The organism is Olivibacter sitiensis DSM 17696 (assembly GCF_000427965.1).
Taxonomy (GTDB): Bacteria; Bacteroidota; Bacteroidia; order Sphingobacteriales; family Sphingobacteriaceae; genus Olivibacter; species Olivibacter sitiensis.
Genome location: NZ_ATZA01000015.1, coordinates 36,059 through 50,609 on the forward strand (window position 1 = coordinate 36,059; position 14,551 = coordinate 50,609).

Consider the following 14,551-nt stretch of genomic DNA (forward strand, 5'->3'; position numbering starts at 1 on the left):
TGTACCGCATAATATATTATTTTCTTGGATTGCTCGTTATAATTAGGGGTTATCAACAGGTGTGGAGTTTTTGTTTAGGCAAAGACGCACCATTCTTCTTAAATAGCAGAAATATTTAACACACGCTATATGTTAAAAAAAATTACCCGATTAAGTATAGTAATCGGTCTATTTTCAAACACGGCCCTAGCCCAGCAAAGTGCTTGGCAGGAACTCAATCAAGCCTACAAAACGGGCATGGAACTCTATGAAAGAGGGAAATATGCAGCTGCTTTCAACCAGTTTGGCAAAGTAGAAGAACAAAGGACGCAAACTACGCAGCAGGAGGATGAAAAAGATCAAATCTCCCTCATCAAGGAGGATGCTCGCTTCTACCAAGCCGTGTGTGCCCTGGAGCTGGGCAACGAAGATGCAGAGTCGCTTTTCCTTCGCTTCATTAAAGACCATCCAACCAGTAGCAACACCAAGGCTGCCTATTTTCAGGTAGGGCGTTCCTATTTTGGGCAGAAGAACTATAAAAAGACGCTCGAATGGTTCGACAAGCTGGATGGCGGTGGGCTGAGCGGCGGACAAGCTGCTGAGTATCGCTTTAAAAAGGCCTATTCCCATTTTATGGAACAGCAATATGCCGAAGCCAAACCTTTGTTTGAAAGACAGAAAGACAATGGCGGGAAATACCAGGAAGCCTCCATCTACTACTACGCTTATATTGCCTATTTGGATGGCGAGTATAAAGTTGCTTTAAAGGAATTTGAGCGATTAAAGGGATCGAAGACCTACGAAAGCAGTTATCCTTATTATATAGCCGCATTGTACTTCTTAGACAAACGATACGACGATGTACTGGCATATATATTGCCTATCTTGAAAGCTACAAAGCAGGAGAATGAGACCGAAATTTTTCGTATAGTGGGTGCCACGTATTTTGCCAAAAATGACCTGCAAAACGCGGATGTCTATTATACCAAATTTCAGCAGCAGGATCAAGGTAAGACACAGAACAATCAAGATGATTACCAAATAGGCTACATTGCCTATAAGAAAGAGGATTACGAAAAGGCGATTAAGGAATTGGAAAAGCTGAGCGATGCAGATGCGTATTACCAAAGTGGGATGATTCTATTGGGTGACGCTTTCATCAAAACGGGGAATAAGCAGAGCGCAAGAAATGCTTTTTTCAAGGCCTCCAAACTTGACTTTGACAGCAGCATGAAAGAGCAGGGATTGCTCAATTATGCCAAGCTTTCCTACGAGCTTGAATTTCATCAAGTGGCACTGGATGCAACTCAGGAATACTTAAAAACTTACCCACGCTCCGCACATGTGGACGAAGCAAAAACGCTTTTGGCGGAAGTACTGTTAAGTACAAAGAATTACAAAGCGGCAATCGATATTTTGGAATCTATCCCGAAGAGAAATGCCGACGCCAATACAGCATACCAGAAAGTAACCTACTTCCGGGGGCTGGAGTATTATAATGAGCGTGCCTTTGAAAATTCAATTTCTACCTTCATGCGGGCAGAGTCATTCAATTACGACCAAGAGATTAAGGCTCTGGCGACCTATTGGAAGGCTGAAGCCATGTACGAAGTGCGCAAATATGCCGAAGCTACAACGGCCTTTGAGCAGTTTCTGAGAAATCCGGCAGCGAAGAATACCGATGTGTACAACTATGCAAACTATGCATTGGCCTATGCGGCTTTCAGAAGCGAGCAGTACCAAAAGGCGGCTACCTATTTGGAGCGTTTCCTCAACTCGGGAGAAGGGATAGAGCTCAATACCAAAAACGACGCCATTGCCCGTCTTGGAGATTCTTATTTCATGGCCAAGAATTACGGTAGGGCAATGCAACAATATGATAAGCTCATAGAAAGAAAGGCCAAAAGCCAAGACTATGCCCTATTCCAGCGTGGGATCATCCAAGGTCTGGAGGGAAGAACGGACGAAAAGATAGCAACGCTGACCGATCTATTGGCCCGCTATCCACAATCCAATTATGCCGACGATGCGAGTTTTGAAATTCCCTACACCTATTTCCTCACGGGAGAAAATGAAATAGCCATCAAAGGTTTGCAGGATATGATAGAGAAGTATCCAAGGAGCAGTTATGTCCCGCGAGCGCTCATCACCATTGGCCTCGTGCAGTACAATAGCGATCAGACAGATGCTGCCCTCAGCACGTTCAAACGTGTAGTGGAGCAATATCCCACCACCGAAGAAGCGAAGCAGGCACTTAAATCCATACAAAACGTGTATATCGATCGCGGAGATGCCAACGGTTTCTTGAGTTATGCACAGGGTACCAATATTGGCAACCTTACCACGGCCGAACAGGACAACATCACGTTCCAAGTGGCACATAACTATTTTATCCGCGGCGATTACGAAGCAGCTATCGAGGCCATCAATGCATATTTTGATAAGTTTCCAAAGCCTATACAGGAAAAGTTTGCGCGTTTTATCCGTGGCGAAAGCTACTATAAGACAGGTAAGCCCACCGAGGCTATCCACGATTTCAATGTCATATTGAACGATTGGACCAGCCCGTATACGGAGAGGACGCTCATCAGTGTGTCTAACATGCACCTAGGACTCAAGCGTTATAACGAGGCTATTGCTCCATTGAAGAAATTGGAGCTAACATCCGAGTATAAGGAGAACTATGGTTTTGCCATACAAAATCTCATGATCTGCTATTTCCAACTCAATGATTTTGACGAGGCCATTAAATATGCAGGTTTCGTGAAAAACTATGAGAAGTCTTCCCTAGAGGATAAAGTGAAGGCAAGCCTGTATGCAGGAAAGGCTTATATGCTTAAGGGTGATTTAAAGGCAGCACGCAAGGAGCTGGAGTTTGCCTCAACCAATAGCCAGACCATAGTAGGCGCTGAGGCAAAATACAATTTCGGTGTTTTGCTTTTCGAAGAGGGCGAGTATAAAAAGGCGCAAGATACCGCATTTGACTTGATCAAAAACATGCCGTCATATGACTACTGGGTAGCTAAGAGCTTTATTCTCTTGGCAGATACCTATGAAAAGCTGAAGGACAATTTTCAGGCCAAGAGTACACTGCAAAGTGTCATTGACAATTATGAGGGCGATGACGATATTCTGCCCACTGCAAAAGCACGTTTAAAGAAATTGAATGAAAAGAAATAGTAATATGACAGCCAATAGTAGCTCGATAAAATATACATTGTTCATGCTTTTTGGGCTGTCTGCCCATGCCGTGCAGGCTCAAGTAGATACCACCAAAAGAAAACCCGGCGAGCTGCCTCCTACCATGGAACAGGTAGAAGTGGTGCGCGATTATAGGCCCATATTGGCCGATGCCGTGAAAATTCGCCAAAGTCCGGATTTAACCAATATAAGGGCTTATCAGCCCAAGTTAAAATATAGCATACAGGATAAAAAGCTGGATATCAATACCGGTACACATCGGCTGGAGATACAGCCTTTGGCCGACCTAAGGCGAGAAACATTGTATAATAGCTATGCAAAGTTGGGGGTAGGTAACTTAAGTACCCTTAACGGCGAGGTATACCTGGCAAGTGGGGAAGACGAATTTATGCAGTACGGTGGTTTTGCCCGTCACCTGAGCCAAAAAGGAAAATTGGAAGGGCAAAGCTTTTCCCAGCAAAAAATAGGCGTTTTTGCGCGTTCCATCTTGGACGATTTCACGCTGGACGGAGAAATAGGTTTTAAGCGAAACGCTAGCAATTACTATGGTTATAATCCTGATTTGCCCGATGCGAATCTTGATCCCTCCAGTATTGCATACAGCGACATATATGCCAAGGGGGAATTGACCAGCAACTTTACGGACAATGATGCCTTATTGAGCTATTCCGTGAAAGCGGATGCCTACTTGTTCAGTAATAACTATGATGCAGGAGAGAATGCCTTTGCCATCAGTGCCAATGTGAATAAGCGAGTAAATGTCTTTAATATCGGAGCCAATGTCTCCGGTGACTTTGCCTCGGTAAAGGATGCAGCCTATTCTATTGGTAACCATATTGGGAAAATCAATCCTTATGTCAGGTTTAAGGGAAAAGGATATAATTTAACGCTGGGAGCCAATTTCGTATCGGAGTTTGGTAGCCAGTCGCAGACCAATATTTTTCCTGCAGTCAATTTGGAGCTTGCGTTCATTCCGGAATATGCGACCATTTATGCCGGTGTGGATGGCGATGTCAAGCGTACCTCCCTCAGGACACTCGCCTACGAGAATCCTTACCTTAATACGAATATTGCCATTGAGAACATGACCGAGAAGTTCAACGCATATGGAGGTATCAAAGGCAATGGAGGCGCTACCCTAGGATATAAGGCGGGTGTCTTCTATAAACGTATCAACGACTTGCCTTTTTATGTGAATGCTCCAAATACAATAGGCCCTGCAGATGGCTCAATATACAACTTTCCCCGGTTTGACCTGATCTACGATAATGGAGAAAACAATATCTATGGGCTGGAAGGTGAAATCGATTTTCAGGTTTCCGAGGCTTTCAAGCTAGGCGGCAAGGTAACTATCTCGGAATATGATATCGAAAATGAGGAGGAGGCATGGTTCATGCCCAAGTTTAGGGCCGAAGGTAATACGCGAATCAATATTACGGACAAGGTGTTCGTGACAGGCGAATTGCTTTTCGTAGGGCAGACATATGCCAAGGTTTATGAAAGTCCTTACTTTGGGGAAACGGCCTCGTTGGAGTACACAAAGGTTACCGTTCCTGCCTTTGCAGATTTAAGTGCAGGGATTGAATATCGGATTACACCCCGTATAGGCGTGTATGCACAGTTTAATAACTTGCTGAATACCAGCTATCAAAGGTTTTTATATTATCCCCGATTAGGTTTTAATGCTATTGGTGGGGTAAATTTTTCATTTTAATCAATAAAGCATCTAACTTTGCTTATAAAACAAAGCTAATATGACTCAAATAGGCAGCCTGTTAATACGATTACTCAATCAGCACGCTAAGGTAAGCGTGACTGGCATAGGCCTATTTCAGAAGAAGAGAGTGCCTGCCAGATTTGATAGTGAAAGCAATCAGTTTCTTCCTCCCAGCTTTAGTTATGAATTGATAGCGCAGACAGGTAGCGATCGCCATCTTTTGGATTATTTCATACAACAAGATCAAGTTACGCAAGAGGAAGCGGAAAGAAGGTTGGAAGAGGTGGCCAACTCATTGCTACAGGAAATAGAACAGAAAGGAACAGTGTCTCTGGCACCTCTTGGTTTTTTGTCTAAGCAAGATGGGGTGCTCGTGCTGTCCTCTGAAGAACTGCCCTTAGGCTTGAAGCCAGTGGCAGACATTGTATCGCAAGAGGAAACGCCTGATGTCGTTCCTGCATCTACCGGTATCCCTTCGCAGGAACCAGATATCGCCATTGAGGAGCCACAACCCCCAACTGACCTGACGAACGAACAGGTGCCTGTGGAGGCCGAACCAGAGGACGAGCCAGTTTCAGAAGTGGAACAAATAGAAGAAAATGCAGCTGCCGCTGAGGAATTTGAAGGGGAGGGCGAAGCTGTTGGACGCGTGAAAATCCAAGAGCCAACAGGTATAAAATGGAAAAAAGTAGCGTTGTGGGGCGGTCTTATACTCTTATTTTTAGCAGTAGGTGTCTATGCTATTCTTGCCGTGAGAAAAAATCACGACGTCTATAACAGCTTTTTGGTAAAAGATACAGTGAGAAACGAGGCGGCTGAAGAGGAATCGACGGCGCCCGTAGAGGAAACGTTTATAGAAACAGAAATCGACAGCTTGGCTGAAGGAGAAGAGGCAAGTGGATCGGCAGAGGAACCTATAGAGGATACGGGATCGCTTATCAGAAAGATCGATCCAGCAAAGCCATATAACATTATCGTGGGGTCCTTGCCAAATAAAACACTGGCATTGCAGCAAGTGGAGATACTGAAAGAAATGGGTATTTCTTCCTTTGTGCTGGATAGCAACATGCCGGGCAATAGAAAGAAAATAAGCTGCGGGTCTTATGCCACTTACGAGGAAGCACTTGCCAGCCTAGCTTACGTGAGACAGCATATAAACAAAGATGCATTTATTTACCCTAGCAAATAATATCAAACAATTCGAACCTTAAAAAAGCAATATATACAACATGTTCTTATTACAAGTTAATAATCCTGCGCCTTTAGATTCCATGCTAACAACCCCAGGACCATCGGCAACACCAATAGAAGATTTGCGCTTCATAGACTTGCTCATCAAGGGGGGATGGGTTATGCTACCCATTGCCATCTTGGCTTTTATCGCGTTGGTCATCTTTATTGAGCGCTATATAACCATCAGAAAAGCTGGTAAGTACGATTCAAACCTGATGATACAGGTGAAACAGAATATACTTTCGGGCAGGTTGGATGCAGCGTCGGCAATATGTAGAAGTAACAATAGCCCACTTGCTAGAATGTTGCTGAAGGGACTTACACGCATAGGTAGGCCGATCAAGGATATTGAGGGAGCTATTGAAAACGTGGGCAAGCTGGAGGTAGCACGCCTGGAAAAAAATATCAATATTCTAGGTATCGTGGCCGGTATAGCGCCAATGCTTGGATTCGTGGGAACTATATTGGGGGTAATTACGATATTTCATGAAGTATCCATAACGGGATCGATTGAAATTGGTACTGTCTCTGGTGGTCTTTACCAGAAAATGGTAACGTCTGCCTGCGGCCTTATTGTGGGGATTATCGCCTATGTGGGCTATCACATCCTCAATATGATGGTAGACAGGGTTATCCTACGAATGGAAAGCGATTCGATAGAGTTTATTGACCTGTTGGATGAGCCTGGGAGCTAGACTAGAGGACAAAACTTAAAAAAGAGATATCAAACGATATTGTCATGAATTTAAGAAATCGAAGTAAACGGCCAGCGGCAGAAGTACATACATCGGCACTCAATGACATCATGTTTTTCTTGGTGCTTTTCTTCTTGTTGGCATCGGCCGTAGCCAATCCACAAGTCGTGAAGTTGCTGTTGCCAAAATCCTCTTCGGGGGAGCAATCCGTAGCTAAGAAGACTATTACGGTGTCCATTACCTCCGATCTGAAGTACTATGTGGAGAAACAAGAAATTGCCGAAGACCAATTGGCACAGACATTGGAGCAATATGTTCAGCCAGATCAAGAACTGACCATTCTGCTATATGTGGATCGGTCTGTGGCCATCGAAGATGTTATTCAAGTGATGGATACTGCAAATAAGTTGAAAATCAGGTTGGTATTGGCTACCGAACCAAAGCCACAATCATAGCGGCATAAAATAAGAAAGGGGTTACAGCGATGAATTATAACCACCAGCAAGAAAACAATTTTCCCAAAGCCTTTGGTATAGCGACGGCAATTTTTGTGCTACTATTGGCCTTGAGCTATTTGTATATCATCAGCTCCAAATTGCCGGAGTTTGGTACTGGAGGCTTGTTAGTCAATTTTGGCACATCGGAGGAAGGTATGGGTGATAATTATATGGGATTGGAAGAACCTTCTGTCTCTGAGAATGCCAATAATACCCCGCCGGATAAAGTGGTGCCAGAGGTGGAATCTACCCCTGTGGTCTCTCAACAGAGCAGCGATAAATCAGTGGTGACGCAAGATGTGGAAGATGCGCCGGAGGTGGTAACGAAAGAGAAAGTGAAGCCCACGTCGAGTACTCCAGTCATTACTCCGGAAAAGAAAGAAAGTAAACCTACGGTGAACGAAAATGCCCTGTATAAGGGCAAGAAAAATAATGGATCTGGCACGGGCGATGGCACTGGTTCCGTTCCCGGCAATCAGGGCAGCATCAATGGAAGTAATATGGCCCCAAATTATGGGGAGGGTGGCTCGGGCTATGGCCTTGTTGGGCTGCCAAATCGGTCTTTTGCCGTACGCCCCAAGATAGAGGATAATGGTAGGCAAAGTGGCGTAGTAGCCGTAGAGGTAACCGTAGATCGGAATGGGAACGTCATTAGGGCACGTGCGGGCGCCAAGGGAACAACCCTACCCGACGCATCCTTGTGGGAAAAATGCGAGAGGGCCGCTATGGGGTCCAAGTTCAATACCATAGATCAAGGACCGGATCAAATGGTGGGTATCATTCCTTTTGTCTTCAAGGTGAGATAGGACATACGGCAAATTGCAGTTTTGTCATGGGCCGGCTATGCTCGGGGTGAAAAGAAAAATGAACTCGGGTTGAGCGGATCGTTGTTGTTCACCTAGATAAGACCATACTTTTAAATTAATTTTTGCACATGCTTTATAATGAGGTGATAGACTATCTCTACGGTAGGTTGCCTATGTTTACCAGAGATGGTGCTGCTGCTATAAAAAAGGATTTGACCAATACCCTCAAGTTCTGTGAGGCGCTTGGAAACCCTCAAAACAAGTTTCGCTCCGTTCATATCGCCGGCACCAACGGTAAAGGAAGCAGCTCCCATATGTTGGCAGCCATCTTACAACGTGCTGGCTACCGCACGGGACTATATACATCGCCGCACCTTTTGGATTTCAGGGAGCGCATACGGATAGATGGTTCTATGATTCCCCAGGAAGAGGTAATCTCTTTTGTGGAAGAGTGGAAACCGGTTATCGAAAAGATAGGTCCTTCTTTTTTTGAGGTTACCGTTGCCATGGCTTTTCATTACTTCGCCAAACAACAGGTAGACATCGCCATAATAGAAACGGGTTTAGGAGGAAGGTTGGACTCCACAAACGTCATTTCTCCCGTCCTCAGCCTGATTACTAACGTCGGTATGGACCATATGAATATCTTGGGAAATACCTTAGTAGATATCGCAAAGGAAAAGGCAGGGATCATCAAAAGGGCTACGCCCGTAGTGGTGAGTGAAAGGCAGGAAGCTGTAGAAGAGGTCATTAGGCAAAAGGCCGATTTGGAAGCAGCACCGCTGATCTTTGCCGGAGATGAGTATGAGGTGGTTGATATGGGGCTAAGCATGGGGCGGCGGCAAGTACGCGTCTTGGAGCTAGGCAATCGTTTATTGGTAGATGACTACCAGCTGGATCTGATGGGAAGCTATCAGCTGAAGAATATCGGTGGAGTATTGGCGAGCATTAATATGCTAAAGGAAAAAGGTTTTGCCTTTGATGATGCTGCAGTTGTCTATGGACTGGCTAATGTGCAAGCCCTTACGGGGCTTATGGGTAGATGGCAGGTACTGGGGACGGATCCCACCGTTATTTGCGATACGGGGCATAACTATGACGGTTGGACAGAGATACTGGAGAGTCTCTCTCAATGCGAGTTCGATACATTGCACATGGTCATCGGTGTTATGCGAGACAAAGACCTCTCTCATATGTTGCCGTTGTTGCCGAAAAGTGCCATTTATTATTATTGCAATCCTCATTTCCCTAGGGCACTACCTGCCGAGGAACTAAAGAAGCAAGCAATGTCTTATGGCTTGAATGGCCTGGCGTTTGAAAATATAGAACAAGCCGTGACGCAGGCCTTAAATCAGGCAACAAAAGACGATATGGTATTCATTGGAGGCAGTACTTTTGTAGTGGCTGAGGCGCTGCCAATATTTCTACATCGATAGTCAAATTTGCAATATCGTACGCTTTGACGTACTTTTAAGGCAGTTAATATACTGTACTATGCTTGCTTCCTTTCGGTTTCGATCCCTTCTTGTGGTAATGATTTGCTTTTCTCTCGCGCCTGTTTTGCATGCGCAAACCGACAGCACCGATTTCGATGATGATTATTCTTTGGGGCCAGCCCCCTTGCCATTGGGTATGGATTTCGAATTTGGTATGTCCGTACCCACGGGCAAGGAAGCGTTTAATTTATATCCCTTAGGTGCCCAGTTTGAACTAGGGCCAAAAGTAGGAATGCTGACTTCTCAACGACTTTGGCTTAAGTTGTTGGGAGGCGTGCGATGGCTTGGACAGAATATGGACGGCTTTAACGGCAACGAAATGCAGCATTTTCTTAGCTGGTACTCTGGAGCAGAATTTACTTATCAGTTCCAAAAAAACAACCTTTTCCTCTATCCCATTCTACGCATCAATTATAATTGGTCCCGAAATTTTAGTTCTTATACGGAAGACGCGGGAACAGACTATAGCAATACCACCTATTCGTACACCTATATAAGAGGAAAAGATTGGTCGCCAGAGCTAGGCCTTAGGTTGCAGATAAGGACCGGTTACCTCAAGCTGAGCTATAATCTCTACCGCCCTGAATTACGCTTGAGCGATCGGGTTATCAACGACGATCACATGGCAGGTTATCATGGTATAGAGCGGCAGCGCATCAATTTCAGTACGATTAATATCGGTATAGGTTACGATTTGTTTATCCAGTAATTTACTTATGAAAAGAATTGAAACTTTATTTTTTCTGTGTACGGCCATGATTGCGATAAGCGGTCTTGTTTCTTGCGTTAACAAGGAAGATACCTTATTGGATTTGTTTCCCAATGAGACCGTTGTTAACCCAAAAGTGGGAATGTTGATAGATGGGAACTATCTAGAGCATGCGACGATGGTAGGAGAGAATGAAGTAAAGGGCTTTTCTAGGCTTAATTTTTTTGAGACTCCAGACGTTTTTGCCGAGATCATACAGACAAGTTCGCGTCCGAATCCTTCCCTTGTAGCAAATATCATCTATCAAAATGCGGCATACACTTTTTTTACGGAGCCTTATTATCTTCGATTTGGGATTTCGGACAATTATGGGCGTTCTTGGGAGTCATATGTACTGGATGTGGCATCTCCAACACCTCAAGATCACATAGCGGGCATATACGGAATGAATGGCCACAAGCAAGTGCTTGTGTTGGCTTCCCAGCTTCGATCTGGAGGTATGGGTGCCTATCTTTACAGCTATGACCAAGAAGCGAGAGCGGGTTCTGTTAAGTATTCTTTTGGTGCTTATACTGCTTCATCTCTTTGTTTCGTGACCGATGATGTCGGGTGGGCGCTACTGAAATCAGTTGCTGGGGATAAACTGTATATTTCTAGAACGGATGACGGGGGCTACCAATGGACAAGCCCTTTAGAAATAGGCAATATGGTAGCTCCGGATATGGTTGCTTCTACGCCAATGCACTTGCTGGTGTACGACAGCCAAGGACGAGTGAGTAGTCTTGCCTCGACAGATGGAGGGTATACATTCGCTACGGGACCGCGTTTTTCCGATGTTCAGTTTGCGTCCGAAGAGAAGCTTTACGCAATCAATGGTGCCCTTTTTTACGAGAGCGAAGATGCAGGGCTCACTTGGCATGTAAGCAGTCCCACCATATATGGACAAAGCGTATTTGGCAATAGACTTTCCTTCTTTGATGAAAACCACGGGATCGTATATGCACAGGATAGGCTTTTTAGCACGGCAGATGGGGGCAGAACATGGGATATTGCCATCTTCCCCTATGATTATGTGTTCGATAGTGATTATCAATGATTTTAGCCTTATCCTTTTGGTGGGAACTTTTGAAAGCGAAAGTTCAATGAAAGCAAAAAATAACGTGCCAAGCGGTTGCTGCGGACATCAAATATGTCATTTCCGGATATTTCACGGCTTATGCCCGTGTTCTGGTTAAAGAGATCAAATCCCTGTAGGCGGATAGATGCCATTTCGTTTTTCAGGAAACTCTTTTCGATGTACACATTCATCAAGGTAGGGTTTACATTGCCTACATTCTCGTAGCCGGTATTGAATTGTTTTGCGAAATCAAGGCTTAATACCCAGTTGTTCTTGAGATAAGCCTTAGTGCCCGCCCCGAAATTGAAGTTCTGCGCTTCGATGTCGCCTAAGAAGGGAATGCTATAGTTGATCTTGTCAACATTGTATGATGCTCTCGCATCCGTTTCCAGAAAATCCTCTAATTGGAAGAGCAGTTGCGCACTTTGGCCAAGAACCAGGTTTTTTCCTAAGTTGCGCACATCGTCCACGAACGAAATATTATGGGTGTAATCCGCATTTCCACTCAGGTTCAGGGTCATCGCACCACCAGAAAGGGGCGAGCTGAAATGATAGTAGGTTCGTATGTCAAAATAGCCATTTGCATTCAGAAAATTGGTTTCTTGCTGAGTGGAATTTGGTATTCTGAATCGGTTGGACACTACTTTGTCGCTTATATGTGTGTAGTTTAGGTTTAGGAAGAAGGAACTGCCACGCTGTATGCTGAAGTTTCTGTACTGCATGCTTACGGTATTGATGAACTCCGCACGTAAATTCGGATTTCCCTCCACGATGAATTGGGGATTGCTCATATCACGTATAGGCAGTACCTGCAAAAAGCCTGGTTGGTTATTCTGCCCTTTGTAAATGAGCGATAAATTGGAAGAGTTGCTGAGCTGATATTGAAAACGCATGCTCGGCACAAGGTTTACTCGTGTAAGTCGTGTGGAAATGTCTCCTTGAGTGGTGTTTCCGCTCAGGTCAGTTGGCTGTACGGCAAAGCCGATAATATATTTGGTGTGTTTTCCATCCAAGTGATAGTTCAACCCAAATTGGTTGAGCTGGGATAAATAGGCGTAATCGACACTTAGGGAATCGACGTATCTCCTTCTGTTAAAAAGATCGCCCCAATCATAAACCATTCTGTCATTCTCGATATTCATCCGATTGAAGGTGTATTGAAAATCCATAAAACTTCGCTCGTTAATCGGTTCGGTATAAGAAATCGTACCCGAAAGGCCTGTCGTATTCGAATTGTTGTTCTGTTGTTGGAAAAGCGTGTCCGAGCTACGAGGGTTGATAATATAGGAATCATCGATCACATCACTTCTGTCAATGATATCGGTTGTTTTTTTTGAGCCAATATAATCTATTTTGATACTTGCACTGAGGTTTCTTCCCTGTTTGTCAAACTTATGGTTGAATAACACGTCCATTTCCGCATTGGGCGATCTACTGTTATTCTCGGAGTTGTAATTGCGTAAGGTCCTTACCCAGTTATCGGTTATGATACTGTTGCTGTTGCTAGAAGCGTTGTTGCTTGTGTGGGAAAGGGTAGGGGTTATTTTTAGGTAATTCATGGAATCGATATCCATTTCCATATTCCAAGACAGTTTATGTCTTTTTTGGCTGCTATTTGCCTTTACTTCGTCTAAGGAAAGTATTTTCCTATTTAGTTGGTAATAGCTTTCAACGCTGGTTTCGCTCTCGGTGTGATTGTCCCGCTGCACGTACGTATAGCCTCCATAGATGGTGAATTTTCCTATTTCGTCCCGAAAATTAACCCCGGCGGAGTAGGAACTGTTAAAGCCATCCCCGGCATCGATCATGGAGTTGATATCAGGATTGGTTCTTGTCCCTGCTCCACTTACGTCTCCGAAACTGAATAGACTCGTATTGGTGTTATTGGTGGATGCGAGTATGGATAACTGTTTGCTGTCGTTAAACTTGTTGGCAGAAAAGCTTCCCAAGTGCCGATTTTGCGTTCCTCCGGATGCCGTTGCTTGTCCAAACATCCCCCTATTTTTGTCTTTTTTCAGGATAATATTGATGACCTTTTCTGGTTCCCCTATCTTAATACCGGTTATATTGGCCTGATCTCCATAATCATCTATGACCTGGATGCTCTCAACTAAATAAGCGGGCAAATTACGTGTGGCCGTAATGACATCTCCACCAAAGAAGTCCTTTCCGTTCACGCGTGCCCTTGTCACCGATTGCCCTTGTGCGGAAATATTGCCATTTCTGCTCACCTGAAACCCCGGCATTTGTTTTAGCATTTCTTCCACTAACGCATCATCCCTCACTTTGTAAGCATTAGCGTTATACTGTATGGTATCGGGTTTTATCAGCATTGGTACCACTCCATATACAACCACCTCTTGCAATTCACTGGGTTGCTCTTTTAGGTTGACGGTGACCAACTCGGTGATAGGTAAGAGGATGTCTGAGACGTATGTGCGCTCATAAATTTGAAAACCAATTAGTGAAAAGGTGAGCTTGAAATTGGTCGAGGCCACTTTGCCGAAAAGGAAGCGGCCATGTTCATTGGTAGAAGACATCATGGTATCGCTTTCGGCATAGAGACGTACGGTGACGCCAACTAGAGGTGTACCCGATGAATCTTGAACTACTCCTCTCACTTCCCGTGACGTAATTTGGGACTTGAGCGTCGTAGCTTGTAAACAAATTATTAAGCAGATCAGATATCTTCCCATAAAATCTTGCTCATTCATCTTAATCCTGCCTTAATGCTATCAAAAATTAATGACAGAGATATAATTGAATAACGAAATATAACAATAATATATATAGGGAGACAAAAAAAGTGTAATTTGAATTCTATCAATAGGATATTGCCCGTGGAGAAGATTTCTCTCCAAAATTCAACTAAGTGGTTGAAAAAAATAATTTGAACATTTACAATATATTACGCCTGTCGAGATGAAAAAATATTGACAAGCGCAATTATAAGGCTATATTTGCACCACCATTAGAAATGGCCCGTTCGTCTAGGGGTTAGGACGCAAGATTTTCATTCTTGAAACAGGGGTTCGATTCCCCTACGGGCTACACACTTAAAAGTCAAAACATACTAAAACGCTGTAAATTAAATGTTTACA

Annotated in this window: 10 protein-coding genes and 1 tRNA gene; 10 read left to right on the top strand and 1 reads right to left on the bottom strand. The window is 44.2% G+C overall.

Translation table 11 applies throughout. The features are described from left to right. Nucleotides 1-129 precede the first annotated feature (129 nt). The 9 genes from A37S_RS0109720 to A37S_RS0109760 all read left to right on the top strand — a co-directional run bounded on the left by A37S_RS0109720 (nt 130) and on the right by A37S_RS0109760 (nt 11,429). Nucleotides 130-3,159 carry a tetratricopeptide repeat protein gene (locus tag A37S_RS0109720; protein WP_028296816.1) on the top strand — a complete coding sequence of 1,010 codons (3,030 nt, stop codon included), beginning with the start codon at nt 130-132 and terminating at the stop codon, nt 3,157-3,159. Further along, a complete protein-coding gene (locus A37S_RS0109725) occupies nt 3,146-4,894 on the top strand; it encodes a TonB-dependent receptor (RefSeq protein ID WP_051292962.1) in 1,749 nt (582 codons plus the stop codon). Before A37S_RS0109720 ends, A37S_RS0109725 begins: the two co-directional genes overlap by 14 nt. Nucleotides 4,895-4,934: 40 nt before the next feature. Further along, on the top strand, nt 4,935-6,086 hold the full coding sequence (locus A37S_RS0109730) for a hypothetical protein (RefSeq protein WP_028296818.1): 1,152 nt from the start codon (nt 4,935-4,937) through the stop codon (nt 6,084-6,086). Between the two features lie 40 nt (nt 6,087-6,126). Further along, nucleotides 6,127-6,825 (top strand): MotA/TolQ/ExbB proton channel family protein, encoded by a 699-nt coding sequence (locus A37S_RS0109735; protein WP_028296819.1) that lies wholly within the window; start codon nt 6,127-6,129, stop codon nt 6,823-6,825. A 44-nt stretch (nt 6,826-6,869) separates the two neighbouring features. Then, nucleotides 6,870-7,280 (top strand): ExbD/TolR family protein, encoded by a 411-nt coding sequence (locus A37S_RS0109740; RefSeq protein ID WP_028296820.1) that lies wholly within the window; start codon nt 6,870-6,872, stop codon nt 7,278-7,280. A 29-nt stretch (nt 7,281-7,309) separates the two neighbouring features. After that, on the top strand, nt 7,310-8,128 hold the full coding sequence (locus A37S_RS0109745; RefSeq protein ID WP_028296821.1) for an energy transducer TonB family protein: 819 nt from the start codon (nt 7,310-7,312) through the stop codon (nt 8,126-8,128). A 128-nt stretch (nt 8,129-8,256) separates the two neighbouring features. After that, a complete protein-coding gene (locus tag A37S_RS0109750) occupies nt 8,257-9,564 on the top strand; it encodes a bifunctional folylpolyglutamate synthase/dihydrofolate synthase (RefSeq protein ID WP_028296822.1) in 1,308 nt (435 codons plus the stop codon). Nucleotides 9,565-9,661: 97 nt separating this feature from the next. Further along, nucleotides 9,662-10,333 (top strand): hypothetical protein, encoded by a 672-nt coding sequence (locus tag A37S_RS0109755; protein ID WP_157278542.1) that lies wholly within the window; start codon nt 9,662-9,664, stop codon nt 10,331-10,333. A 7-nt stretch (nt 10,334-10,340) separates the two neighbouring features. Beyond that, complete coding sequence (locus A37S_RS0109760; RefSeq protein WP_028296824.1) at nt 10,341-11,429, top strand: WD40/YVTN/BNR-like repeat-containing protein; 1,089 nt, start codon at nt 10,341-10,343, stop codon at nt 11,427-11,429. A gap of 8 nt (nt 11,430-11,437) precedes the next feature. Here A37S_RS0109760 and A37S_RS0109765 read toward each other — a convergent pair whose 3' ends face one another. Then, nucleotides 11,438-14,164 (bottom strand): TonB-dependent receptor, encoded by a 2,727-nt coding sequence (locus tag A37S_RS0109765; RefSeq protein ID WP_028296825.1) that lies wholly within the window; start codon nt 14,162-14,164, stop codon nt 11,438-11,440. Nucleotides 14,165-14,429: 265 nt separating this feature from the next. On the opposite strand from A37S_RS0109765, the gene A37S_RS0109770 reads away from it, so the two are divergent. Beyond that, nucleotides 14,430-14,501: transfer RNA gene (locus A37S_RS0109770), tRNA-Glu, on the top strand. Nucleotides 14,502-14,551 lie beyond the last annotated feature (50 nt).